We start from the raw sequence: 22,306 nt of genomic DNA, 5'->3' as shown, positions 1-22,306 counted from the left end.
GAACTGGAGATGCTATGCGTAAGCTCTTCAACGCACCAGCTGGATGTCGCTCGTCACCACCGTCTTGCCGGTCCTGCCGTCCTTATCGGTCGTGCGCAGCCGCAAGCCGTTGGCACCGACCTTTTCGATGGTCATGGCGGCAACGCGGTCGCCGTTGATATCGCGGTTCCATCGCACCGTCAGATTGATGGCGTTTCCTTTTCTTGTGCCCGATAGTGCGGACGGCCGACCGGAAGGGCCCGTATAGGCGCCGCTATAGCGCCCGCCCTTCTCCGAGAGATCGGCTGCGATCGCGCGCCTTACCACCAGAAGACCGCGGCAAGTGCCGGACATGTTGAGTGACGATGATCCCGCGTTGGAATTCAGCGTGCAGCTGACGTTAATGGGCGGTGTACCGATCCGGGTAATTACGGTTCCCTTTCCCGCCCACGTGCCCTTCAGCGAGGAGAGAAAAGCGCCCTCGTCCGCGTAAGCAGGCTGGGTTGCGAGCAATCCGACCGAAAATAAAACTGCAAGAGCCTTGATCTTCATGGCGATTATCCGTTTTTCCACGAAGCCTAACTCACAAATGCCGTTAAACGTTCCTCCAGCTAATCCCGCAACGGGCAAAAATATCGGAACATCCCTGCTGATGTCGTGCCAATGCAACCAAATGCGGGCACAGATGTTTCCGCCAGCCTCGATCAATTTTTCGATTCCCTGCATATTTATCGGAGTATTTTCATGACGACTGTAGGCGTTGCGGCACCACACGGCCGCCTTCCTTCCGGCGGCCTGCCGCATAGCGGTGGCATCTCGGATCGCACGCTTTTTTCCCTTGCTGCACTGAATTTCTTTCTCGCCGACGCCCGCGACGGTCTCGGGCCGTTTCTGGATGCATTTCTGGCGATACGGGGCTGGTCTTCGCTCTCGCTGGGCATGATCGCGACGGTCGGCGGCCTCGTGGGTCTGCTCGCCACGCCGCTTTGTGGCGCCCTGGTAGATGGAACGACGTGGAAAAGGACGCTGATTGCCATACCCGTCGTCCTCGTGACCATCGGCGCGCTGATCACCTTGATCTTTCCCGATGTTTGGATCGTCTGGACCGGCCAGATCATGACGGCCGTCGTCGGCGCCGTGGTCGGCCCGGCGCTTGCCGGCCTCACGCTCGGCCTTGTCGGCGAGCGCCTGTTTTCCCATCAGATTTCGCGCAACGAGTTCTGGAACCACGGCGGCAATTTCGCATCGCTCTTCGCGACTTATGTCGTCGTCACTTTCTTCGGCATGGACGGCATCATCGGCCTGATGCTGCTGACCGCTGCGGGTGCTCTGGTCGCGACGGCGGCCATCGACCCCGAACGCATCGACCACAAGGTGGCGCGCGGCCTTGGCGAAGACAGGGGCGAACCCGGTCCATCCGGCATCGCGGTCTTGCTGCAGGAACGCGGACTTATCTTTCTGGCCATCATCCTGCTCGTCTTCCACTTCGGCAACGCGCCGATGGGCCGGTTGATCGCGCAGGATTTCGCCATCGAACTTCAGACACCCTTCCGCACCACTGCGATCATTACCGGCGTCGCGCAATTTGCGATGATTTTCGTCGCCGCCATGGCGCCTTGGCTGATACGACGTTTCGGTCTCTCAACCGTCTTTATCATCGCGCTCGTCGCACTGCCGATCCGCGGCGTTCTCGCTTCCGCCTTTACGGACTTCTGGGTCATTTTCCCCGTCCAGTTTCTGGACGGTGTCGGAGCGGGGCTGCTCGGCATAGTCACGCCGGTTGCGGTGGAGAGAATTTTGAAGGGCACGGGCCGCTTTAATGTCGGTCTTGCCAGCGTCATGATGGTGCAAGGCATCGGCGCGTCATTCAGCAATGTCGTCGCAGGTTGGCTGGTGACGAAGGGCGGTTATTCACTGTCGCACCTTGTCGGCGGCGGCATTGCGGCAATCGCCATCGGGCTTTTCCTGCTCTATCGCAACGAGATAGCGCCTAAACGGAATGATGATGTCCTGTCTCAAGGAAGGCAGTAACGGCGCAAACAGAAAAGGAGGCCATCGGGCCTCCTTTTATGTCGTAGACCGTGTTCCGTCAGCCGACGAAAGCGCGTTCGATCACGAATTCGGCAGGCTTGTTGTTGGCGCCTTCGGTAAGACCGGCATTCTCAAGCAGTTCCTTGGTATCCTTGAGCATCGCCGAGGAACCGCAGATCATGCCGCGGTCAATGGCCGGATCGAGCGCTGGTACGCCGAGATCGGAAAACAGCTTGCCGTTTTCGATCAGCGTGGTGATGCGGCCCTTGAAAGGATAATCTTCGCGGGTCACCGTCGCATAATGCTTGAGCTTGTCGCCGACAATCTCGCTGAGGAACTCGTGGTTCTTGATTTCCTCGACCAGATCGAAACCGTATTTCAGTTCGGCCACATCGCGGCAGGTATGGGTGAGGATGACCTCTTCGAACTTCTCATAGGTCTCGGGATCGCGGATCAGGCTCGCGAAAGGCGCAATGCCGGTGCCGGTGGAGAACATGTAAAGCCGTCTGCCGGGCGTTAGCGCATCGAGAACCAGCGTGCCTGTCGGCTTCTTGCGCATCAAAACGGTATCGCCAGGCTTTATCGCCTGAAGATGGGAGGTCAGCGGACCATCCGGGACCTTGATCGAGAAAAATTCCAACTCCTCGTCCCAGGCGGGGCTGGCGATGGAATAGGCGCGATAGATCGGCTTGTCGCCGACCATCAGGCCGATCATGGCGAATTCACCGGAACGAAAACGGAAGCCGGCCGGACGCGTCATGCGGAAACGGAACAGATGATCCGTATAATGTTCCACCGACAAAACCGTCTCGGCATAAACACCATCGGGTATCTTGATCGCGAAATCTTCCGTCTTGGCTGGCGCGTTCATTTAGGTTCCGTCCATTCTATTCGATGAGCGACATTCTCCGACCGGGCAATTATACCATTTCTGCTCCGGTTTGAAGGCATGAGAATGTCAATACTGCCAGGTGCGTAGGAAATATGTATCAGAAACTCATATTTCCGTGCAACGTGTCACAGAGACGCACGCCGACGCCAGCTATAAGCCTCGCCGTCGCTCGCAGGCCTGGCCGTCGGCTGGTAATAGACCGGAATTTCCGGCAGGCGATTTTCGGTCAGGCGGCGGATCGCCGTACCATTCGTCACCGCAAAGCTTGTGAAGCCGGTACGCAGCATGAGCGGCACCTGATCGATCAGCACGTCGCCAATCGCCCTCACCTCGCCTGTGAAACCGAGGCGGCTGCGCAGCAGCGACGCGTGGCTAAAACCACGGCCGTCATTGAAAGCCGGGAAACTCACCGCGACAAGCTCGATACGGTCGAGATAAGGTTCCAGCCGGGTCACATCATCGGCCGGCGCAATCAGCACCCCGAGACCGATATCGTTGCTTTCGGCCGCACGAACCAAAAAATCGGCAAGCGGCAGCACGGGCTTCTGCTCGGCCACCGCTTTTAATTCTTCCGTTTCGATCACCCAGGGATCGTTCTCCACGAAGCCGTCGCGGGTCCAGATTTTCGTCATGACATTCTCCTCAGGCGGCTTCGGCGGCGGAACCGTAGAGCGCATCCTTGAACGGTTGCGGCCCGACGCGGCGATAGGCTTCAAGGAAATTCTCTTCCTTTGAAAGACGAAGCCCGAGATAGGTGTCGACGATGGTCTCAACCGCGTCGGTCACCTTTTCCGGTTCGAAGCCGCGACCGATGATCTCACCGATCGAGGTGTTTTCGTCACCCGATCCGCCAAGCGTGATCTGGTAGAGTTCCGCACCCTTCTTTTCCACGCCCAGCAGCCCGATATGACCGACATGGTGGTGGCCGCAGGCATTGATACAGCCGGAAATCTTGATCTTCAGCTCACCAATTTCCGCCTGACGCTCCGGCGAACCGAAGCGGGTGGAAATTTCCTGCGCCACCGGAATGGAGCGTGCATTGGCAAGCGCGCAATAATCCAGCCCGGGACAGGCAATGATATCGGTGATGAGCCCGGCATTGGCGGTCGCAAGACCCGCGCCTACAAGTGCACGATAGACCGGCTCGAGGTCAGCCAGCGCCACATGCGGCAGGATGATGTTCTGCTCGTGGCTGATGCGGATTTCGTCGAAGGCATATTCCGCGGCAATATCGGCGACCAGCTCCATCTGCTCATCCGTCGCGTCGCCCGGAATGCCACCGATCGGCTTCAGCGAGATCGTTACCATGCCGTAGTCCGGATGCTTGTGCGGGGCGACGTTCTGCTCCACAAAACGGGCAAAGCCCTCGTCGGCCCGCTTCCAGCGCGCCAGGCTTTCCCAGCCTTCCGGCCGGTCCTTCAGCGCCGGCGGCGCGAAATAGGCGGTGATGGCGGCGATATCGGCATCCGGCAACTTCAATTCGGTGTTCTTGAGTTCCGCAAATTCGACCTCGACCTGACGGGCCAGTTCTTCCGCACCCGTCTCATGCACGAGGATCTTGATGCGCGCCTTGTATTTGTTGTCGCGACGACCATGCAGGTTATAAACCCGCATCACGGCCGTGGTATAGGACAGGAGATCTTCTTCCGGCAGGAAGTCGCGGATCTTCTTGGCGATCATCGGCGTGCGCCCCTGTCCACCACCGACATAAACGGCAAAGCCGATCTCGCCCTTGTCGTTCTTTTTCAGATGCAGGCCGATATCATGAACCTGAATGGCCGCACGATCGCGTTCGGCACCCGTCACTGCAATCTTGAACTTGCGCGGCAGGAACGAAAATTCCGGATGCACGGAAGACCATTGGCGCAGGATCTCGGCATAAGGACGCGGATCAGCAACCTCGTCGGCCGCAGCGCCAGCGAAATGATCCGCCGTGACGTTGCGAATGCAGTTGCCAGAGGTCTGCAGCGCGTGCATTTCCACGCTTGCCAGTTCGGAGAGGATATCCGGGGTGTCGGAGAGGCGCGGCCAGTTATACTGGATGTTCTGACGGGTGGTGAAATGGCCGTAACCCCGGTCGTATTTCCGGGCAATATGCGCCAGCATTCGCATCTGCTTGGAATTCAGCGTACCGTAGGGGATGGCGACGCGCAGCATATAGGCGTGCAGCTGAAGATAGACACCATTCATCAGGCGCAATGGCTTGAATGCGTCCTCGGCCAGCTCACCGGATAGCCGGCGCTCCACCTGATCGCGAAACTGCGCCACGCGGCCTTCAACAAATGCGTGATCGAACTCGTCGTAACGGTACATATTCTTCCTCAGACTGCGATAAATGCTGCATCGGCCGGCTTGTAGCCGGTCGCATAGTGCACGGTCGGGCCGGCGGCGCGAATGCGCTCGCGCAGGCGCGTCGGCCAGAGCTTGCCGTTCTCTTCCACAACGTCGACGATATTAACGTCAACGACCTTGTTGGCGGAAAAATCCCGCTTGCCGATCTCCTCGAACGAGGCGACCGCTTCCGCATGGCGGGCGACGATTGCGCCCTGCAGGTTTTCCGTCCATTCGCCGTTGGCGTCGAGCCAGACGGCAATGCCATCGCTCAGGCGGTTGGCGGTCAAAACCTTGTCAGCCATTTACATACTCCCGTTTGAGGTCCGCCGGCCTTCCGGCAAGCGCAAGCGCCTCGGACCTGTCGAAATTGGCGCCCGCCACCGCATCGCCGATGATGACCATGACAGGACCGGTCAGTTCATCGCGATGTTCAAGGTCGGGCAGATCGTTTAATGTTCCGTGCAGCAGGCGGCGATCCGCGCGGCTGGCGTTTTCGATAACGGCGACGGTGGTTTCCACACCGAGCCCCGCTTCGATAAGCCTTGTGGCTACCGAGGCAGCGACGCTGCGGCCCATATAGACGGCAATGGTCGCACCGGAAACGGCAAGCCGGGCCCAGTCCGGCAGAACATCGCCAGTCAGATCGTGACCGGTGGTGAAAATCAGCGACGAGGCGACACCACGAAGCGTCAGCGGCAGTTCGAAATCCGCAGCGGCGGCGAAGGCCGACGTGATGCCAGGCACGATCTCGTAAGCGATGCCGGCATCGCGCAGCGCTGCCATCTCCTCGCCCGCACGGCCATAAACCAGGGGATCGCCGGATTTGAGGCGTACGACGCGCTTGCCGTCCTTGCCGAGACGCACCAGCAGGCGGTTGATCTCGTCCTGCGACTTGCTATGGCAGCCCTTGCGCTTGCCGACCGAGAGCCTCTCGGCGTCGCGACGGCCCATATCGATGATCGCCTGCGGCACCAGCGCATCGTAAACGATGACGTCGGCTTCCATCAGAACGCGCTGCGCGCGCAGCGTCAGAAGATCTTCCGCACCGGGCCCTGCGCCGACAAGCCATACGCGGCCTTCGCTGCGTTCGGGCGACCGCAGAAGACGGTCGACAGCCTCATGGGCGGCCGGAGCGTCGCCGACGGCGACGGCATCCGCAACTGCACCGGCGAAAAATCGCCGCCAGAAATTGCGCCGCAACGCGCCCTTCGGTACGGATTGTTCCGCTGCACCGCGATACTGCACGGCAAGATGTGCGAGCTTGCCAAGTGAAGGCGACAGCATCTGGTCTATGCGCGCGCGGATCATCTGCGCGAGCACCGGCCCTGCCCCTTCGGTGCCGATAGCCACCGCGACGGGTGCCCGGGACACGAGCGCCGGCGTGAAGAAATCGCAGAATTCCGGCTGGTCCACCGCATTGGCGGGGATTTTCCGGGAACGCGCGGCAGCAACGATGTCCCTGTCCAGAACAGCCTCGCCAGTTGCAGCAAAAACCAGGGTCGCACCGTCGATCAGATGGCTGGCAAAAGCATGAGGCCGATGATCGATGCCGTGTTCGCGGAGATAAACTGCGTAATCAGCCTCCGGCTCGTCGGCATAGGCAACGATATGCGCATTGGTATTGGCAAGAAGCCTGACCTTTGCGAAGGCCTCATCGCCATTTCCGAAGACCGCAACCTGCCTGCCCTCGACCCGGAAGAATGCGGGGAAGGTTGAAAGGCGATCGCCGGCAGCGGAAAAATCATGTTCGTTGTGCATTGGACATATATCCCGCATTGCCGCGCAAGATTGAAGAAACAGAAATTCAAGCCTTTCCGGCACCTGGATTTTTATTTCTCGAACACCCCGGTTTTGGAGGAAAACAAACCGGCCTCTGTTTCCCGCACGCCTGGAGGCTTCCAAGCGCAGCGCGAATCCCTTGACAAACCCGGCCCCCGCGCCGAACAAGGGAAGACAATTTGCCATCTGTTTTCCATGCGAAGACCGCTTTATACAAGCGGCAAGAAGGACCGCCCCCTTGACCAGCCAGCCACTTTCCGCCCGCCTTCTTGATGTCATCGAACACGATATCCTGCCATTGACGGCGCGTGGTGTCAGCCTTGGCAACAAGGTTTTCGGCGCGGCAATCCTGCGTAAGTCCGACCTGTCGCTGGTGGTTGCGGAAACCAACAACGAGCTGGAAAATCCGCTCTGGCACGGCGAGGTGCATACGCTGAAGCGGTTTTACGAACTGGGCGAAAAGCCGAATACGAAGGACCTGATTTTCCTCTCCACCCACGAACCCTGCACCATGTGCATGTCCGCCATCACCTGGGCCGGTTTCGACAATTTCTACTCCTTCTTCAGCCACGAGGATTCGCGCGACGCTTTCGCGATCCCGCATGATTTGAAAATCCTGAAGGAAGTCTTCGGGTTGGAGCCGGGCGGCTATCGCCGCAACAACGCTTTCTGGAACTCGTATTTCATCACCGATCTGGTGGAAGCCGAGGAGGATCCGCTGAAGAGCACGTTGAAGGCGCAGACCGCCCGCATCAAGGCGGCCTATGACGATCTGTCCACCAGCTATCAGTCGTCGAAGGGCGGCAACGATATTCCTCTGAATTAAGCGCGGAACTGGACGGCCGGACCGGCATAAACACAAGCGAAGGTTTGAGCATATGGAAGCCTCGAAGGACATTTCCCGCCTGATGGAGATCATGGAAGCCCTGCGCCAGCCGGAAACCGGTTGCCCGTGGGATGTCGTCCAGACCTTCGAGACGATCAAGCCCTATACGATTGAAGAGGCTTATGAAGTCGCCGACGCCATCGAGCGCAGGGACATGGACGATCTTTGCGAAGAACTGGGCGATCTTCTGTTGCAGGTCGTCTTTCATTCACGTATCGCCGAGGAGCGCGGTGAGTTTGCCTTCGGCGATGTGGTGCATGCCGTCACCTCGAAAATGATCCGCCGACACCCGCATGTCTTTGCCGCCTCCGAGGCCGATACGCCCGACAGCGTCAAGCTGCAGTGGGACCGGATCAAGGCCGAGGAAAAACGCGAGCGCGCAGCGCGCCGTGCGCGCCGGGGCATCACGGAGGATTTCAAGGCCGGCTTCCTCGGCGGCGTGCAACGCAGCCAGCCGGCGCTGACCGAAGCGCTCAAACTGCAGGAGCAGGCAGCGCGCGTCGGTTTCGACTGGTCGAACCCCGCCCCCATTCTCGACAAGATCGAAGAAGAAATCGCCGAACTGCGCGAAGCGCTGGAGGAAGGAAGGCCTGAAAAGGTCTCAGACGAACTGGGCGACCTGATCTTCGCCCTCGTCAATATCGGCCGTCACGTCAAGGCCGATCCGGAAAACGCGCTGCGCGGCACCAACACGAAATTTCGCAGGCGCTTCAACCACATCGAAAAGTCGCTCGGCGAAAATGGCGAGACGCTGGAGGAAGCAAGCCTCGAGAGGATGGAAGACCTCTGGCAAGCGGCAAAGCGCATCGAACGCTCGCTCGATAAGGTCACGTCCTGAGCGGCAGGACGCCTCGCGATTCGAGCGCCGGTTTTCTCCGCCCGCAGCCGAGCTGCATCATCGAAGAAGAATGGAAACAGTCGAGGGCCGCATGATGCGGCCCCTGCTTTTGCTCAGACGCTCTTATTCGCCGCCGCCCAGCGAGTGCACGAAGATCGCAAGCTGCTTGACCGTCGTGTCACCGAGGCGCTCACCCCAGGCGGGCATGACGCCATGCTTGGGAGAGCGTATCTGCGAAACGATCCCCTCTTCGCCATGAGATTTCAGCCAGATGGCGTCGGCAAGATTGGGTGCACCGAATTCGCGGTTGCCCTTGGCATCTTCCCCATGGCAAGAGGCACAATTGTCGGCAAACAGCTGCCTTCCGGGTTCCACCAGCACCGGGTTGGAGGGCGTTCCCGTGAGGCTGAACACATAAGCGGCAACCTGACGAATTTCATCCGGCTGCAGTATATCGCCAAAGGCCGGCATTTCCGAAGCACGTGTGTCTGGATCATCCTGAAAGCGGATGCCGTGCTTCACCGTCGTATAGATGTCATCGACGCTGCCGCCCCACATCCAGTCGTCGTCATTGAGGTTGGGATAACCCTGCCCGCCCTCCGCGCCAGAACCGTGACACTGAATGCAATTGACCTTGAACGCGGCAGCACCGCCCGAAAGGGCAAATTGCATCAGCGTCGGATCCGCCTGGATGTCGGCAAGCGCCGAGTTGGCGATCTTGTCGACATAGATGCTCTGAGACTGTCTGGCATCGGCCAGGTCCGCGGCGATTTCGGCACGGCTGTTCCAGCCAAGGACGCCCTGGGTTGCACCTGAAATCAGCGGCCATGCCGGAAAAGCGATGGTGTAGCCGATGGCCCAGACAATCGTGGCGTAGAATGTCCACACCCACCAGCGAGGCATGGGGTTGTTCAATTCGCGAATACCGTCCCACTCGTGGCCGGTGGTTTCGACGCCGCTGATTTTATCGATGTGTTTTTCGGACATGTTCAGTCCTCCCTGAGCGGAATGCTGGCCGCATCGTCCGCGGCCCTTTTCGAGCCTGGGCGAAGCGTGAAGATGACGACGCCGGCGAAGAACAGGGTCATGGCAAGCAGGCCCCAGCTATCGGCGAAGTGGCGCATGGCCGTGTAGGTTTCCATCGTTCCGCCTCCTCACCGGTAACCGGCGGCATCGTCATAGGTCGAGAAATCGACCAGCGTGCCGAGCATCTGGAGATAAGCGACCAGCGCATCCATTTCCGTGAGCTTTGCCGGATCGCCGTCGAAATCGCCGACCTTGGCCTTGGGATAGCGCGCCAGCAGTTCCGACGAATCCGCATTCGGGTCCGCCTGGGCGGCGAGATCGGCCGCGGATTTCTCGATCATCTCGTCGCTATAGGGCACACCGACAGCACGGTTGGCCTTCAGCTCCATGGAGATGTCAGTGATCTTGAGCGGCGTTGTTTTGAGGAAGGCATAGGATGGCATGATCGATTCCGGCACCACCGAGCGTGGATCAGCCAGATGCTGCACGTGCCACTCGTTCGAATAACGGTCACCCACGCGTGCCAGGTCAGGCCCCGTACGCTTGGAACCCCACTGGAACGGATGGTCGTACATGGATTCCGCCGCCAGGCTGTAGTGCCCGTAACGTTCCACCTCGTCGCGGAACGGACGGATCATCTGGCTGTGGCAGACATAACATCCCTCGCGAATGTAGATGTTGCGCCCGGCCAGCTCCAGCGGCGTGTAGGGCCGCATGCCTTCCACCTTCTCGATGGTGTTTTCGAGGTAGAAGAGCGGTGCGATTTCCACGATACCGCCGATCGAGACCACCAGCAGCGAGCCGACCAGAAGCAGGGTGGCGTTACGTTCGATGACGCCGTGTTTGTCGAGTATGGACATCGGCCCCTCCTATTCAGCGGGCTGCAGCGAAGGAGCCGCGCCTTTGCTGGCGCCCTCCTCGCGTTGATGACCGAGGATGGTCATGGTGACGTTGTAGGCCATGATCAGCGCGCCGCTGAGGAACATCAGGCCGCCCAGTGCACGCATCACATAATAGGGGAGCAGCGCTGCCACCGATTCCGCGAAGGAATAGACAAGGAAGCCCTGGCTATCATATTCGCGCCACATCAGCGCCTGCTGGATGCCGGCCACCCACATGACGGCGGCGTAGATGACGATGCCGAGCGTGGCGAGCCAGAAGTGCCAGTTCACGAGCTGCAGGCTGTAAAGACGGTCCCTGCCCCACAGCTTTGGCGTCAGATAATAGATCGCGCCGAAGGTGATCATGCCGTTCCAGCCGAGCGCGCCCGAATGCACATGGCCGATGGTCCAGTCGGTATAGTGGCTGAGCGAGTTGACGGCCTTGATCGACATCATCGGGCCTTCGAAGGTGGCCATGCCATAGAAGGCAACCGCCATCACCATCATGCGCACGATGGGATCGGTACGGATCTTGTCCCAGGCGCCCGAAAGCGTCATCAGGCCGTTGATCATGCCGCCCCACGATGGCATCCACAGCATGATCGAGAACACCATGCCAAGCGTCTGCGCCCAGTCCGGAAGTGCCGTGTAATGCAGGTGGTGCGGGCCTGCCCAGATATACATGAAGATCAGCGCCCAGAAGTGGATGATCGACAGGCGGTAGGAATAAACCGGGCGGTTCACCTGCTTCGGAATGAAATAATACATCATGCCGAGGAAGCCGGCCGTCAGGAAGAAGCCGACGGCGTTATGGCCATACCACCATTGCGTCAGCGCGTCCTGCACGCCCGAAAAGGCGGAGTAGCTCTTGACGCCGAGAAAAGAGACGGGAATGGCGAGGTTGTTGACGATGTGCAGCATGGCAATCGTCACGATGAAGCTCAGGTAGAACCAGTTCGCCACATAGATATGTGGCTCCTTGCGTGTCAGGATCGTGCCGAGGAACGTGATGAGATAGGCAACCCAGACGATCGTCAGCCAGATATCGACATACCATTCCGGCTCCGCATATTCGCGTCCCTGCGTTATGCCGAGCAGATAGCCGGTGGCGGCCATGACGATGAAGAGGTTGTAGCCCCAGAACACGAACCAGCCGAGATCGCCGCCGAACAGGCGTGCCCGACAGGTTCTCTGCACCACGTAGAATGAGGTGGCGATCAGCGCATTTCCCCCGAAAGCGAAGATCACCGCCGACGTGTGCAGCGGCCTTACACGGCCGAAATTGAAATAGGGCGCAATGTTGAGATCCGGAAAAGCAAGCTGCAGCGCCACCACGACGCCGACCAGGAAGCCGACGACGCCCCAGAAGACGGTGGCGATGACACCGTATCGTACGACTCCGTCGAAATATTCCGACTTGCGCCGGGCCCGCGCGGCCGGATCGACGGGCGCAAAGGAGACACGGCGCAACAGAAGCACCGTGCTGACCAGCAGCGTAAAGAACAGCACCCACATATGGGCGGCGAAAAGACTGTCATGGGCGAATGCCGCCCCGAGCAACGCGAGAAAGGCCCCAAGGGCCACGATCGCGGTTTCCAGTGTGTAGTTCATTGTTGGTTTCCCCCAACGTGCAAGCCGACCGACGAAAGGCACTGCATGCGCCTGGGAGAGCGGACGTGCGCCTTTGCGTCGGTTGGAGCATTGCCACCGGGAATGGGAAGCGACCTTGATCCAGATCAAGAAAGCAAAGCTGTCGCAGCCTCGCCAAAATGCGGCTCGCATTTGCAGGGGGAATTTGCCTATAAACAAGGATACGGCGATGTCGACCGCACTTTCGCGGGTGCCGCTTCAGCCCTTCATTTTCAGGGGCAACCCGGCGGCGACGAAAAAGACCTCACCGGCAATGGCGGCGATTCGCTGATGCAGCCGCCCCGCATGATCCCGGAATTCCCGCGCCATGCGATTTTCCGGCACGATGCCGAGACCGACTTCATTGGAAACGAAAATCAGCTTCGCCCGAGCCGACAGGATCGCCGCCTCAAGTGCCGCGAAGGCAGCATCGAAATCCGCATTTTCCATCATCAGATTGGTAAGCCACAAAGTGAGGCAATCGACGAGAACGACATTGTCCGGCCGGTCCAGCCGCTCCAGCATGGCGGCGATATCGACCGGCGCTTCATGGGTGGTCCATTCGCCGCCACGCCGCGCCTGATGATGGGCGATCCGGTCACGCATCTCGTCATCCCAAGCCCGGCCGGTGGCCAGATAATGCAGGTTTCCGCCCGCTTTTATGGCAAGCTCTTCCGCAAAACGCGATTTGCCGGAGCGCGCGCCGCCAAGAATGAAAACGGAGCGGTTATTATCTGTCATGGGAAACCTGAAGGAAGAGAATAAACGGACCGGCATCTTCGCCGGGTCGCGAGCCAGTGACAGGCGGACATGAAAGGAACGATTCGTAGAAAAGGCGTCCCCCGGTTGCTCACGCCGGACTGCCGCTGATACCGGGCCGGAAAAACAAGACCTGCCTGCAGGATGCGGGGCATATCAGTCTTGATGCTCCGGATACCGGAAACACCGGTCCGGAAGAAAAGCTAGGTGCGAACGTCCATCCTGTCAATCCGTCCCTGCCGTTGGTGAAAAACCAGGCGGAACCGGTACGCAAAACCTTAACCCGGAACCGGCAGACCTGTCGTCCGCGACAGGACTGATAAAGCGACTTGGTTACCGGAAAGTTAGCGTTAAACCGAATGATGAAACCGCAACGCCAAAAGAGAATATGGGAGTGACGTCAGCCGCCGCCATTGCCTTGCCATGGCCTTCAAATCAATATGGTTTCGAAGATTCGCAAACAGCAAGGTGGCCTGCCCGTAATGACCGTCATCGACTATATCGCGATTGTCGTTTTCATCCTTCTATGGGCCGCCTACACCCATGTGACGACGGGAACGAGGCTGTTTTCGCGCGCCAGCCTCAACCAGGCCATGGCTGAGCGCCGTCGCGACTGGATCATGAATTCGCTGAAGCGCGACCTGAAGATGATCGACACGCAGATCATGGCCGGCCTGCAGAACGGAACCGCCTTTTTCGCTTCCACCTCCATCTTCGCCATCGGCGGATGTTTTGCCCTTCTGGGGGCGACCGAGCAGGTCGAGTCGGTGTTTCGCGACATGCCTTTCGTGCATTATGCTGGTCGCACGGCTTTTGAACTGAAGGTCATCGGGCTCACCTGTCTCTTTGGTTACTCCTTCTTCAAATTCGGCTGGTCCTACCGGCTGTTCAACTATTGCACCATCCTCTTCGGCGCCATTCCCATGGTGCACGACGTCGGCGCCGACCGCGAGGCGGCGGAACGCGCGGCCGAGAACGTCATCAAGATGAATATCATCGCCGCCAAGAACTTTAATGACGGCCTGCGGACCATCTTTCTGTCCATCGGTTATCTCGGCTGGTTCATCAGCCCCTATGTCTTCATCGCCAGCACGGTCATCATCATTGTCGCGCTCTTGCGCCGCCAGTTCTTTTCCGAGGCGCGACGCGCCATCATGGAAGAAAACAGGCCTTGAAATAGCCGCACTTCAAGGGCCAAGCCGAGCAGGACACCGGCCTTACCGAAAGCTGAAACACGGAAACCATGGACACAAACACAGTCGCCGACGAAAACCGCCGTAAAGGCCGCATAGGCGGCCTCGACACGCTCCGCGGGCTGGCCCTCATCGCCATGGCGTCCTACCACTTCACGTGGAATCTGGAATATTTCGGTTATCTAGAGCCAGCCACGGCAACCACGGGCCTCTGGAAGCTTTACGCACGTGGCATCGCCACGTCATTTCTGTTCCTTGCGGGTTTCAGCCTGTTTCTCGCCCACGGCAAGGGCGTGAACTGGCCATCCTTCGGCAAGCGTTTCGCCATGGTGGCCGGTTCGGCGCTGCTCATCACCATCGCCACCTATTTTGCCTTTCCGGACAGCTTCATCTTCTTCGGCATACTGCATAATATTGCCGCCGCAAGCCTCGTGGGATTGTTGTTCCTCAGGGCACCCGCAGCCGTGACACTGCTTTTCGCTGTGATTGCTTTTATCCTGCCGCAATATCTGCAATCCGAACTGTTCAATGCAAAATGGCTGGCCTGGATCGGCTTTTCCACCCAGCCACCCCGTTCGAATGATTATGTCCCGCTGCTGCCCTGGCTTGCGCCGTTCCTCGCCGGGCTTGCGGTCTCGCAATTCGTCTCGCCGCGCGGCTGGCTCGACCGCTTTCGAAGCCCGAGTTCACCTCGCAACCTTCTTGCAAGCGCCGGCCGTCACAGCCTTGCCTTCTATCTCATCCACCAGCCGGTATTAATCGGCCTTGTTTACACCCTGTCGCTCGTCGCCCCGCCCCCGCCTGTCGATCAGGTCGAACTATACAAATCAAGCTGCGAAAAAAGCTGCGTCGAACAGGCGAACGGGCTGGAGCTGTGCCAGCGCTTCTGCGGCTGCACGCTGGAGAAGCTCCAGGCGGAAAGCCTTTTCGACATCATGATGGAAGGCAAGCTGACCGCGGATCAGCAGACGCAGGTCAGCGAAGTGGCACAGCAGTGCACTGTTGAGGCGCAGTAGCGCAGGCAGCCAGAGCGTCAGCGGTCGCCGTCTTTCCTCCCCCTTTCCGGGGAGAAGGTGGCCCGAAGGGTCGGATCAGGGGGCGAGCGTCGGTGATAAATCGAGATCATGTCCCCGCGACATTCTCGTCGGCTGGGAGAAAAGGCTAGCGGAACCCGCTCGTTTCCTATGAAGCAAAGCGGAGAGGCTCGGAGCCGTTCACGACAGTTACGTCAACGGAATATCCAATACCGCTAAAAAGCAGTGCTCAGGTCCCAACGCCGATTTCGGCAAGACGCGTCAGACAGGCTTCTTCGACATTGTCGAGCTCCGCCAGCGTCTCCTCGATATCCTTGCGCTTCTGCCGAAGATCGGCGCGCTTTTCATCGACCTTCTTCATCAGGAGCACAAGCTGGCCCGATTCCCCCGGCGGTTCCTTGTAGACCTGAATTATCTCGCGGATTTCGGCTATCGTGAAACCGATACGGCGACCGCGCAGGATTTCCTGAATGAGACGACGGTCCGCAGCGCGGAAAAGCCTGGTGCGCCCGCGCCGCTCAGGATGGATCAACCCTTCATCCTCATAAAATCTGAGTGTGCGGGTGGAAACACCGAATTCTCGGGTCAGTTCGGTTATGCTATAATATTTGTTCACGGGCCTATCCGATTCCTAACCGGATCATTATTATTTGACCTTCACGTAAAAGTCAATTTTATGGCCGCCCTCGCCTATCCCGAAATTCCGTACCACCAGGTCGCTATTCCCAGGAAGGCAAAAAAACCGACAATGTCCGTTACCGCCGTTACGAAGACGGCGGATGAGACGGCAGGATCAGCTCCGAACTTGTCGAGGACGAGCGGAATGAGAATTCCGGCCAGGGCCGCCGCGAGCATGTTGAGACACATGGCCGTGGCGATGATGCCGCCAATATGGATGTCCTGAAACCATAGCGCCGCGACAACGCCGATGGCGCAACCGAACAGCATGCCGTTCAGAATGCCCACCCCCGCCTCGCGCCGAATAATGCGGGCGGCATTGTTGATATCGAGGCTTTTGGTGGCAAGCGCGCGCACCGATACCGTCATGGTCTGCGATCCGGCGTTGCCGCCCATGCCGGCGACCGCAGGCATCAGGATCGCCAGCGCGACGATCTGCTGGATCGTCGCATCGAACAGGCTGATGACGGAAGCGGACAGAAAGGCAGTGATGAGATTGACGGCGAGCCACGGAACACGGGAACGCGACGTGCTGGCGATGGAGTCCGACAGCTCTTCGTCACCCACACCGCCGAGACGCAGAAGGTCTTCCTCGGCCTCCTCCTGGATGACGTCGACCACGTCATCGATGGTCAGCACGCCGACCAGCCGGCCGTTATTGTCCACCACGGCGGCGGACAGAAGGTCGTATTGCTCGAAGAGCTGCGCTGCCTCTTCCTGGTCCATTTCGGCTGGAATGGAATGGTTTGTCTCATGCATGATCGTTTCGATCTTCACCTGGCGCTTGGCCCGCAGCACCTTGTCGAGATCGAGCGCGCCGACCAGCTTAAAAGTGGGATCGATGACAAAAATCTGGGTGAAGGAATCCGGGAGTTCCTCCTCCTCTCGCAGATAATCAATAGTCTGCCCGACAGTCCAGAATGGCGGCACGGCGACGAATTCCGTCTGCATGCGCCGACCGGCCGAGCTCTCAGGATAGTCCAGCGCCCGCATCAACCGCACGCGTTCGGTGAAGGGCAGCTGCGAGAGAATGTCCTTACGATCCTCGTCGTCGAGGTCTTCAAGAATGTAGACGGCGTCGTCCGAATCGAGTTCGCCGATACCGGCAGCGATCTGCTCGTTCGACATCTGATCGACGATATCGAGGCGGATACCTTCATCCACCTCGGTCAGCGCCGTCATATCAAAATCGGAACCGAGCAGCCGCACAAGCGCGTGGCGCTGTTCCGGGAGAATTGATTCAAGCAGGTCTCCGAGTTCGGATTCATGCAGTCGCGCCACATTCTTGCGCAGGAACAAGAGGTCGCGATCGGCGATTGCCGCACCCACCATCGTCAGAAAATCGGAACGCACCGAGCCATCTTCGGCATAAATATCCGACGGGGCATCCAACGGCTTCAATTCATCGGGCGCGACAGCGTCGTCGTCACGGTCTGTCATCTGGCGTCCCCTTGTATTCAAATGCCGCAATGCTCGGATTCGAAGGCAGAATGGCGTTAAAAAGCATATTGTCAACAACCGGATAGCTGCAAATACCTAAGCTTCGCGCGTGTCGCGAAAATTCCATTCGTCATTCCTCTTCGCCTCTCCGGCAGGACCGGGCGGAGTGCGGCTTATAAGCATGAATAGCCGATCCGTGCCGCTTGTTTTACGACAACGCCCGCACCCTTTACGCCGTTCCGCAGCCAAGGTTGATGGCCATGACGCTGGTTTTACCGCAACGCACAACAAAGGCGTTGACAGCCGATGCGGATGGGCGCTTCTGAAGATATTTTTGACAAAGAACAAACCGCGCCGACCGGACGCGGAAAGTCAGTTTCGGGGTGGCAAACCATGAGCAAGACGGGTTTCATCGGCAAGGCATCGTCCGCCGCAGGCGGTTGGGGCGCACTTAAGAGCGTCGGCAAGCGCCTTCTGGAATCCGGGGCACCGATCTCGGGCGTCCGCACCCTGTTGAAGACCAATCAGCCGGATGGTTTTGACTGTCCCGGTTGCGCCTGGGGCGATCCGGAACACGGCTCCTCTTTCGAGTTCTGTGAAAACGGCGTCAAGGCGGTATCCTGGGAAGCGACCGAAGCCCGCGTGCCGCCGGAGTTCTTCGCCAGCCACACCGTCTCCGAACTGCGCGGCTGGTCCGATTACGAGTTGGAAAAACAGGGGCGTCTCACCCATCCCATGCGCTATGACCGGATGAGCGACAAATACCTGCCCGTATCGTGGGACGAGGCCTTTACCGAAATCGGCAGCATCCTCAACGGTCTCGACAACCCGAACCGGGCTGAATTCTATACGGCCGGCCGCGCTTCCAACGAGGCGGCTTTCCTTTATCAGCTGATGGTGCGGCTTTATGGCACCAATAATTTCCCCGACTGCTCCAACATGTGCCACGAGGCAAGCGGTGTCGGATTGAACGCATCGATCGGTGTCGGCAAGGGAACGGTGCTGCTCGAGGACTTTGAAAAGGCCGACGCGATTTTCGTGATCGGGCAAAACCCGGGCACCAATCATCCGCGCATGCTGGGCGACCTGCGCCGCGCCGCCCTGCGCGGCGCCCGGATCGCCGTCTTCAATCCCATTCGCGAAAAGGGGCTGGAGCGCTTTGCAGACCCGCAGGACAAGATCGAGATGATCAGTGGCGGCAGCACGAAGATTGCCACCAATTATTACCAGCCGCGCCAGGGCGGCGACATGGCGGCGGTGCGCGGCATGAGCAAGGCGGTCTTCGCCGCTGACGACGCCGCAAGGGCGGCGGGCGAACCCGCCATCATCGACTACGACTTCATCGCCGAACATGCAGCGGAGTTCGAGGCCTACCGTGCCGCCGTCGAAGCGACGAGCTGGGAGACCATTCTCGACCAGTCCGGCCTCACCCGCGAGGAGATCGAAGAAGCCGCCCACATCTACATGAAGGCCGGCTCCGTCATCGCGACATGGGCCATGGGCGTCACTCAGCATCGTCACTCGGTCGTCATCGTGCGCGAGATCACGAATTTCATGTTGCTGCGCGGCAATGTCGGTCGTCCCGGTGCGGGCCTTTGCCCCGTGCGCGGTCATTCCAACGTTCAGGGCGACCGCACCGTCGGCATCGATGAAAAAGCACCGCCCGCACTTCTCGATGCGCTGGAAAAGGAACTCGGCGTTACCATGCCGCGCAAGCCCGGCCACAATACGGTGGAGGCTGTGGCGGCCATGCTTGAGGGCAAGGCGCAAGCCTTCGTTGCGCTCGGGGGTAATTTCCTGCGCGCCACGCCCGATAGCCCGCTTATTATCAAGGCATTCGAAAATCAGAAGCTCACCGTCAACATCGCCACCAAGCTCAATCATTCGCATCTCGTGCCGGGCGAAACCTCGTTCGTGCTGCCTTGCCTGGGGCGAACCGAGATCGACCGCAATTCGGCAGGCCGGGCGCAGATCGTCACGGTCGAGGATTCCATGAGCATGGTGCACGGCTCCGGCGGCATCAATCCACCGGCTTCGGACGAGCTGCGCTCGGAAGTCGCCATCATCGCCGGCATCGCAGAAGCGACGCTGGGCAGCGGGCCTGTGAACTGGAAAGCGCTCGCTGATGATTACGATCTTATCCGCGACATGATCGAGCGGGTCATACCCGGCTTCGAGAATTTCAACGAACGCGTTCGCGTGCCGCGCGGCTTCCGTCTGCCCAATAGGGCTGCGGAACGGCAATGGAACACACCGGCGAAAAAGGCGATCTTTTTCAGCGGCCCCCTGCCCGAACAGACCGAACACCAGCAGGCGCTCACGCGCGAGAAACTTTTCGTCCTGCAGACCTTCCGCAGCCACGATCAATACAACACCACGATCTACGGCATGGACGACCGCTATCGTGGCGTTTATGGCGAACGCCACGTCATCTTCATGAACCCGGCGGATATGCAAGCGCTCGGCGCCCATTCCCGCCAGCGTGTCGATGTCGTTGGCGAATATGGCGATGGGGTCGAACGCATCGCACAGAATTTCCGGCTGGTGCCCTACAATATTCCGCGGGGCAGCATCGGCGGTTATTATCCGGAACTGAATGTGCTGGTGCCGCTGTCGAGCTATGGCAAAGACAGTTTTACACCGACGTCTAAATCCGTGCTCGTGTCCGTCCGCCTGCGCCCGGATGCCTCCTGATGAATGAGGAACAGTCCGCTGATGCCTTCATGGCTGCGGTGGCACGGGTTCAAGAGCGATCGCAGCCCTTGCTGACATCCACCGGCGCGGCGATACTGATTGCGGTCGACTTCAATATAGCCACAGACAGCCGCGGCATTGCCAACAGGCTGGGTCTTGCACATGCCCTCGTTCTGCGCGAAATCGCCGGTCTGTCACCGCGCTTCGTGCAGGTAACGAGACGCGATGCCCGCACCCAGCGCAGCTTCCTGGAAGCGACGGCGGAGGGAAAGGCGCTCGCTGCCGCCGCCCGGATTTGAAACGAACGGAGCATTTCCTTGGCAACGAGGCCTATCCTGCCCTATCCGCATCCCGGCTTATCGGAAATCTGCGAGCCGGTCACGGTGTTTGACGGGCAATTGCGGGATCTTGTCAGCGACCTGATCGACACGATGCGCGCCGCCCCGGGTGTCGGCATCACCGCCGCCCATATCGGCGTGAAGCAGCGTGTTTTTGTGTTGGAACTGACGCCGGGGACGGTTCTTACCTACGTTAATCCCGAAATCATCGGCCGCGCCACGCAGACCATGCGACATGTGGAGGGCAGCGTCTCGATGCCGGGCTTCACGGACGAAGTGGAGCGGCCATCCAAGATCGAAGTGAGGTTTCAGGACATCGACGGCACGGAGCACCGTCAGGCCGTCGAGGGATTTCACGCCATCTGCATCCAGCACGAGATTGACCAGCTTGACGGCATTTTCTGGGTGAAGCGGCTTTCTAAGCTGAAACGCGACCGGCTGGTGAAGAAATGGGAAAAGTCGAGGAAGCCGTAACCGTCAGCTGGTAATCGACAGCGTAAATTCCGCATCGCCCTTCAGCGTGTTGCTGACGGTGCAGATATCCTCCGCCCTGTGCGCAAGCGCCAGTCGCTCCGCCGCGTTGAAGTTTCCGGCGATCTCCATCCGAATGTCGAAGCGGATGATGCGATAGGGTTCATCAGCCGATTTCTCGCCGGAGACATCAACACGAACACCCTCGAACAGATCGAGCAGTCCCAAGCTGCTGGCTGCGATGCGGACGCTGAGCGCCAGGCAGGCGGCCAGCGAGGAGTATAAAAGATCGATTGGGTTAAACCCTGGCTCCGAAACCCCCGTGACGATGTCCAGAGCGCCACCGGTGACCGACGACACATGAGGACGGCCAAGCCGCCCCACGCTGACGGAAGCGCCGACCGGCCTCGATTTCATCCTCACGCTCTCGGTCATTCAGAAAATCCTAATTTAATCGCGCGCAATCGACCACATGGAACAAAATACCGGCTGGCGCCTTTTTACTCACGCAACGGTGAACCATCGTTGAATATCGAATTTCAATAGGGAGCTGGGACATATGGTTACATCTACGCTCGTCAGCATTCTGATCACCTTCCTGGTGATTGTGCTTGTCTTGTGGCTCATCGCGCGACTGCCCGTTGGCGGCGGCGCCAAGCAGATCGCACAGGTTATCGTCATTATTATCGGCATCATTTCGCTGTTGAAATATCTCGCCGTGTTCTGATGTCCCGGCAAGGCGCAGACGAAAAAAGGCGGCGAAAGCCGCCTCTTTTTTGTTGTCGTTACTGGCGTGGTTCAAACTGGTAAGGTTTTTTCAGCGTGATATCCCGGACGCTGCCTATACCGAGAAAAGGCGTGCCCTCCGGATCGAAGATCGCCCTGCCCTTTGCCGCGATCCATCGGCTAGAGCCGTCAGGCAGGTTGACCTTGTAACGCTGATCGAAAAAGACGCCCGTGGTGATGCTGTCGAAAATGGCCTGTGCCACCCGATCGCGCATCTCAATATCGATCCTTTCCAGAATCTCCTCGATCGTTACCCCGCGTGATGCAACCGGTTCGGAAAATCCATGGCATTCCGCGGTAACCGCATCCATGATCAGCCTGTTGTCGGAAATGCTCCACATGTAATAACCGAGCGCATTGTCTGAATCCGTCTTGTCCCCCTGCACGAAAACCCCCGGACATTATTTCCTGACAAAAGCTAACATCAGACCTCTCATATTCCACCCCTCGTTTTGTGGGGGGAGCAGACGAGCTACCAAAGCGTGCATCAATATCCACCGGAATTTTCCGGCAATCCAAATTGTTGCGCCGTTCTAAAACGGACGACAAATTCCGACGAGGTATCGCAAAAATGCGGGCGTGCGCCTACATGGCTGGGATGACATTTCGAGGAGTTCAAGATGATGCGAGCCGCCCTT

At 59.1% G+C, this 22,306-nt stretch carries 25 protein-coding genes; 10 read left to right on the top strand and 15 right to left on the bottom strand.

All coding sequences use genetic code 11. The features are described 5' to 3' along the window. Positions 1 to 27: 27 nt before the first annotated feature. Entirely contained in the window at positions 28 to 531 is a 504-nt protein-coding gene (locus DOU54_RS07030; RefSeq protein ID WP_004441826.1) for a hypothetical protein, read from the bottom strand. Between the two features lie 192 nt (positions 532 to 723). On the opposite strand from DOU54_RS07030, the gene DOU54_RS07025 reads away from it, so the two are divergent. Beyond that, the gene (locus DOU54_RS07025; protein WP_113380646.1) at positions 724 to 2,010 is read left to right on the top strand and encodes an MFS transporter; all 1,287 of its coding nucleotides are present in this window, start codon (positions 724 to 726) and stop codon (positions 2,008 to 2,010) included. Positions 2,011 to 2,068: 58 nt separating this feature from the next. Here DOU54_RS07025 and DOU54_RS07020 read toward each other — a convergent pair whose 3' ends face one another. From DOU54_RS07020 to cysG, 5 genes are all read right to left on the bottom strand, one after another. Next, entirely contained in the window at positions 2,069 to 2,881 is an 813-nt protein-coding gene (locus DOU54_RS07020) for a ferredoxin--NADP reductase (protein ID WP_022556175.1), read from the bottom strand. A gap of 146 nt (positions 2,882 to 3,027) precedes the next feature. After that, positions 3,028 to 3,534: a DUF934 domain-containing protein gene (locus DOU54_RS07015; protein ID WP_113380606.1), complete on the bottom strand. Its 507-nt coding sequence runs from the start codon at positions 3,532 to 3,534 to the stop codon at positions 3,028 to 3,030. Positions 3,535 to 3,544: 10 nt separating this feature from the next. Continuing rightward, positions 3,545 to 5,215, bottom strand: coding sequence for a nitrite/sulfite reductase (locus DOU54_RS07010; protein ID WP_077986256.1), 1,671 nt, complete (start codon positions 5,213 to 5,215; stop codon positions 3,545 to 3,547). 8 nt (positions 5,216 to 5,223) lie between these two features. Continuing rightward, positions 5,224 to 5,538 carry a DUF2849 domain-containing protein gene (locus tag DOU54_RS07005; protein WP_004441838.1) on the bottom strand — a complete coding sequence of 105 codons (315 nt, stop codon included), beginning with the start codon at positions 5,536 to 5,538 and terminating at the stop codon, positions 5,224 to 5,226. Beyond that, positions 5,531 to 6,994, bottom strand: coding sequence for a siroheme synthase CysG (gene cysG, locus DOU54_RS07000; protein WP_113380605.1), 1,464 nt, complete (start codon positions 6,992 to 6,994; stop codon positions 5,531 to 5,533). The genes DOU54_RS07005 and cysG overlap by 8 nt, the downstream gene beginning before the upstream one ends. On the opposite strand from cysG, the gene DOU54_RS06995 reads away from it, so the two are divergent. From DOU54_RS06995 to mazG, 3 genes are read left to right on the top strand one after another with little or no spacing between them, the layout of a single operon-like run. Next, the gene (locus DOU54_RS06995) at positions 6,980 to 7,288 is read left to right on the top strand and encodes a hypothetical protein (protein WP_113380604.1); all 309 of its coding nucleotides are present in this window, start codon (positions 6,980 to 6,982) and stop codon (positions 7,286 to 7,288) included. The two genes, cysG and DOU54_RS06995, sit on opposite strands and share 15 nt — an antisense overlap. Next, positions 7,254 to 7,841, top strand: a complete 588-nt coding sequence (locus DOU54_RS06990; RefSeq protein WP_006697434.1) for a deaminase — start codon at positions 7,254 to 7,256, stop codon at positions 7,839 to 7,841. The genes DOU54_RS06995 and DOU54_RS06990 overlap by 35 nt, the downstream gene beginning before the upstream one ends. A gap of 52 nt (positions 7,842 to 7,893) precedes the next feature. After that, positions 7,894 to 8,739, top strand: coding sequence for a nucleoside triphosphate pyrophosphohydrolase (gene mazG / locus DOU54_RS06985; RefSeq protein ID WP_113380603.1), 846 nt, complete (start codon positions 7,894 to 7,896; stop codon positions 8,737 to 8,739). A gap of 123 nt (positions 8,740 to 8,862) precedes the next feature. On the opposite strand, the gene ccoP is transcribed toward mazG, so the two are convergent. The 5 genes from ccoP to cobU all read right to left on the bottom strand — a co-directional run bounded on the left by ccoP (position 8,863) and on the right by cobU (position 13,016). After that, entirely contained in the window at positions 8,863 to 9,726 is an 864-nt protein-coding gene (gene ccoP, locus DOU54_RS06980) for a cytochrome-c oxidase, cbb3-type subunit III (RefSeq protein ID WP_112765812.1), read from the bottom strand. Between the two features lie 2 nt (positions 9,727 to 9,728). Beyond that, positions 9,729 to 9,881 carry a CcoQ/FixQ family Cbb3-type cytochrome c oxidase assembly chaperone gene (locus DOU54_RS06975; protein ID WP_004441852.1) on the bottom strand — a complete coding sequence of 51 codons (153 nt, stop codon included), beginning with the start codon at positions 9,879 to 9,881 and terminating at the stop codon, positions 9,729 to 9,731. Between the two features lie 12 nt (positions 9,882 to 9,893). Then, positions 9,894 to 10,625 (bottom strand): cytochrome-c oxidase, cbb3-type subunit II, encoded by a 732-nt coding sequence (gene ccoO, locus DOU54_RS06970; RefSeq protein ID WP_003495954.1) that lies wholly within the window; start codon positions 10,623 to 10,625, stop codon positions 9,894 to 9,896. Between the two features lie 9 nt (positions 10,626 to 10,634). Then, complete coding sequence (gene ccoN / locus DOU54_RS06965) at positions 10,635 to 12,257, bottom strand: cytochrome-c oxidase, cbb3-type subunit I (RefSeq protein ID WP_022556181.1); 1,623 nt, start codon at positions 12,255 to 12,257, stop codon at positions 10,635 to 10,637. A gap of 237 nt (positions 12,258 to 12,494) precedes the next feature. Further along, positions 12,495 to 13,016 (bottom strand): bifunctional adenosylcobinamide kinase/adenosylcobinamide-phosphate guanylyltransferase, encoded by a 522-nt coding sequence (gene cobU, locus DOU54_RS06960; RefSeq protein WP_004441859.1) that lies wholly within the window; start codon positions 13,014 to 13,016, stop codon positions 12,495 to 12,497. Positions 13,017 to 13,516: 500 nt separating this feature from the next. Between cobU and DOU54_RS06955 the strand changes: the two genes are divergently transcribed. Continuing rightward, positions 13,517 to 14,209 carry a DUF599 domain-containing protein gene (locus tag DOU54_RS06955; RefSeq protein WP_006697428.1) on the top strand — a complete coding sequence of 231 codons (693 nt, stop codon included), beginning with the start codon at positions 13,517 to 13,519 and terminating at the stop codon, positions 14,207 to 14,209. A gap of 68 nt (positions 14,210 to 14,277) precedes the next feature. Continuing rightward, positions 14,278 to 15,243, top strand: coding sequence for an acetyltransferase domain-containing protein (locus DOU54_RS06950; protein WP_113380602.1), 966 nt, complete (start codon positions 14,278 to 14,280; stop codon positions 15,241 to 15,243). A 247-nt stretch (positions 15,244 to 15,490) separates the two neighbouring features. Here DOU54_RS06950 and DOU54_RS06945 read toward each other — a convergent pair whose 3' ends face one another. Further along, positions 15,491 to 15,877 (bottom strand): MerR family transcriptional regulator, encoded by a 387-nt coding sequence (locus DOU54_RS06945; RefSeq protein ID WP_004441868.1) that lies wholly within the window; start codon positions 15,875 to 15,877, stop codon positions 15,491 to 15,493. A gap of 74 nt (positions 15,878 to 15,951) precedes the next feature. Continuing rightward, positions 15,952 to 17,379, bottom strand: a complete 1,428-nt coding sequence (mgtE, locus tag DOU54_RS06940) for a magnesium transporter (protein ID WP_004441871.1) — start codon at positions 17,377 to 17,379, stop codon at positions 15,952 to 15,954. A 393-nt stretch (positions 17,380 to 17,772) separates the two neighbouring features. Here mgtE and DOU54_RS06935 point away from each other — a divergent pair, with 393 nt between their 5' ends. The 3 genes from DOU54_RS06935 to DOU54_RS06925 are packed head-to-tail and all read left to right on the top strand — an operon-like array spanning position 17,773 to position 20,885. Then, positions 17,773 to 20,073, top strand: coding sequence for an FdhF/YdeP family oxidoreductase (locus DOU54_RS06935; RefSeq protein WP_113731020.1), 2,301 nt, complete (start codon positions 17,773 to 17,775; stop codon positions 20,071 to 20,073). Beyond that, the gene (locus DOU54_RS06930; protein WP_006697425.1) at positions 20,073 to 20,372 is read left to right on the top strand and encodes a hypothetical protein; all 300 of its coding nucleotides are present in this window, start codon (positions 20,073 to 20,075) and stop codon (positions 20,370 to 20,372) included. The genes DOU54_RS06935 and DOU54_RS06930 overlap by 1 nt, the downstream gene beginning before the upstream one ends. A gap of 18 nt (positions 20,373 to 20,390) precedes the next feature. After that, positions 20,391 to 20,885: a peptide deformylase gene (locus DOU54_RS06925; RefSeq protein ID WP_113380600.1), complete on the top strand. Its 495-nt coding sequence runs from the start codon at positions 20,391 to 20,393 to the stop codon at positions 20,883 to 20,885. A gap of 3 nt (positions 20,886 to 20,888) precedes the next feature. Here the strand turns inward: DOU54_RS06925 and DOU54_RS06920 are convergent, their stop codons facing one another. Next, positions 20,889 to 21,317, bottom strand: a complete 429-nt coding sequence (locus DOU54_RS06920; RefSeq protein ID WP_113380599.1) for an OsmC family protein — start codon at positions 21,315 to 21,317, stop codon at positions 20,889 to 20,891. A gap of 124 nt (positions 21,318 to 21,441) precedes the next feature. Here DOU54_RS06920 and DOU54_RS06915 point away from each other — a divergent pair, with 124 nt between their 5' ends. Beyond that, complete coding sequence (locus DOU54_RS06915; RefSeq protein ID WP_003502827.1) at positions 21,442 to 21,609, top strand: Thivi_2564 family membrane protein; 168 nt, start codon at positions 21,442 to 21,444, stop codon at positions 21,607 to 21,609. 58 nt (positions 21,610 to 21,667) lie between these two features. On the opposite strand, the gene DOU54_RS06910 is transcribed toward DOU54_RS06915, so the two are convergent. Next, a complete protein-coding gene (locus tag DOU54_RS06910; protein ID WP_113380598.1) occupies positions 21,668 to 22,054 on the bottom strand; it encodes a PAS domain-containing protein in 387 nt (128 codons plus the stop codon). Positions 22,055 to 22,306: the final 252 nt, after the last annotated feature.

Origin of the sequence: Agrobacterium sp. MS2 (genome assembly GCF_003261015.1) — a bacterium.
Taxonomy (GTDB): Bacteria; Pseudomonadota; Alphaproteobacteria; order Rhizobiales; family Rhizobiaceae; genus Agrobacterium; species Agrobacterium pusense.
The sequence above is the reverse complement of the archived record's forward strand: the minus strand, read 5'-3'. Positions and strand labels throughout refer to the sequence as shown.

What these genes read in the sequence shown, in the direction of transcription:
- DOU54_RS07030 (WP_004441826.1), bottom strand. Translation starts at nt 531, where the DNA reads ATGAAGATCAAGGCTCTTGCAGTTTTATTTTCGGTCGGATTGCTCGCA.
- DOU54_RS07025 (WP_113380646.1), top strand. Translation starts at nt 724, where the DNA reads ATGACGACTGTAGGCGTTGCGGCACCACACGGCCGCCTTCCTTCCGGC.
- DOU54_RS07020 (WP_022556175.1), bottom strand. Translation starts at nt 2,881, where the DNA reads ATGAACGCGCCAGCCAAGACGGAAGATTTCGCGATCAAGATACCCGAT.
- DOU54_RS07015 (WP_113380606.1), bottom strand. Translation starts at nt 3,534, where the DNA reads ATGACGAAAATCTGGACCCGCGACGGCTTCGTGGAGAACGATCCCTGG.
- DOU54_RS07010 (WP_077986256.1), bottom strand. Translation starts at nt 5,215, where the DNA reads ATGTACCGTTACGACGAGTTCGATCACGCATTTGTTGAAGGCCGCGTG.
- DOU54_RS07005 (WP_004441838.1), bottom strand. Translation starts at nt 5,538, where the DNA reads ATGGCTGACAAGGTTTTGACCGCCAACCGCCTGAGCGATGGCATTGCC.
- DOU54_RS06995 (WP_113380604.1), top strand. Translation starts at nt 6,980, where the DNA reads ATGTTCGTTGTGCATTGGACATATATCCCGCATTGCCGCGCAAGATTG.
- cysG (WP_113380605.1), bottom strand. Translation starts at nt 6,994, where the DNA reads ATGCACAACGAACATGATTTTTCCGCTGCCGGCGATCGCCTTTCAACC.
- mazG (WP_113380603.1), top strand. Translation starts at nt 7,894, where the DNA reads ATGGAAGCCTCGAAGGACATTTCCCGCCTGATGGAGATCATGGAAGCC.
- ccoP (WP_112765812.1), bottom strand. Translation starts at nt 9,726, where the DNA reads ATGTCCGAAAAACACATCGATAAAATCAGCGGCGTCGAAACCACCGGC.
- DOU54_RS06975 (WP_004441852.1), bottom strand. Translation starts at nt 9,881, where the DNA reads ATGGAAACCTACACGGCCATGCGCCACTTCGCCGATAGCTGGGGCCTG.
- ccoO (WP_003495954.1), bottom strand. Translation starts at nt 10,625, where the DNA reads ATGTCCATACTCGACAAACACGGCGTCATCGAACGTAACGCCACCCTG.
- ccoN (WP_022556181.1), bottom strand. Translation starts at nt 12,257, where the DNA reads ATGAACTACACACTGGAAACCGCGATCGTGGCCCTTGGGGCCTTTCTC.
- cobU (WP_004441859.1), bottom strand. Translation starts at nt 13,016, where the DNA reads ATGACAGATAATAACCGCTCCGTTTTCATTCTTGGCGGCGCGCGCTCC.
- DOU54_RS06955 (WP_006697428.1), top strand. Translation starts at nt 13,517, where the DNA reads ATGACCGTCATCGACTATATCGCGATTGTCGTTTTCATCCTTCTATGG.
- DOU54_RS06950 (WP_113380602.1), top strand. Translation starts at nt 14,278, where the DNA reads ATGGACACAAACACAGTCGCCGACGAAAACCGCCGTAAAGGCCGCATA.
- mgtE (WP_004441871.1), bottom strand. Translation starts at nt 17,379, where the DNA reads ATGACAGACCGTGACGACGACGCTGTCGCGCCCGATGAATTGAAGCCG.
- DOU54_RS06935 (WP_113731020.1), top strand. Translation starts at nt 17,773, where the DNA reads ATGAGCAAGACGGGTTTCATCGGCAAGGCATCGTCCGCCGCAGGCGGT.
- DOU54_RS06930 (WP_006697425.1), top strand. Translation starts at nt 20,073, where the DNA reads ATGAATGAGGAACAGTCCGCTGATGCCTTCATGGCTGCGGTGGCACGG.
- DOU54_RS06920 (WP_113380599.1), bottom strand. Translation starts at nt 21,317, where the DNA reads ATGACCGAGAGCGTGAGGATGAAATCGAGGCCGGTCGGCGCTTCCGTC.
- DOU54_RS06915 (WP_003502827.1), top strand. Translation starts at nt 21,442, where the DNA reads ATGGTTACATCTACGCTCGTCAGCATTCTGATCACCTTCCTGGTGATT.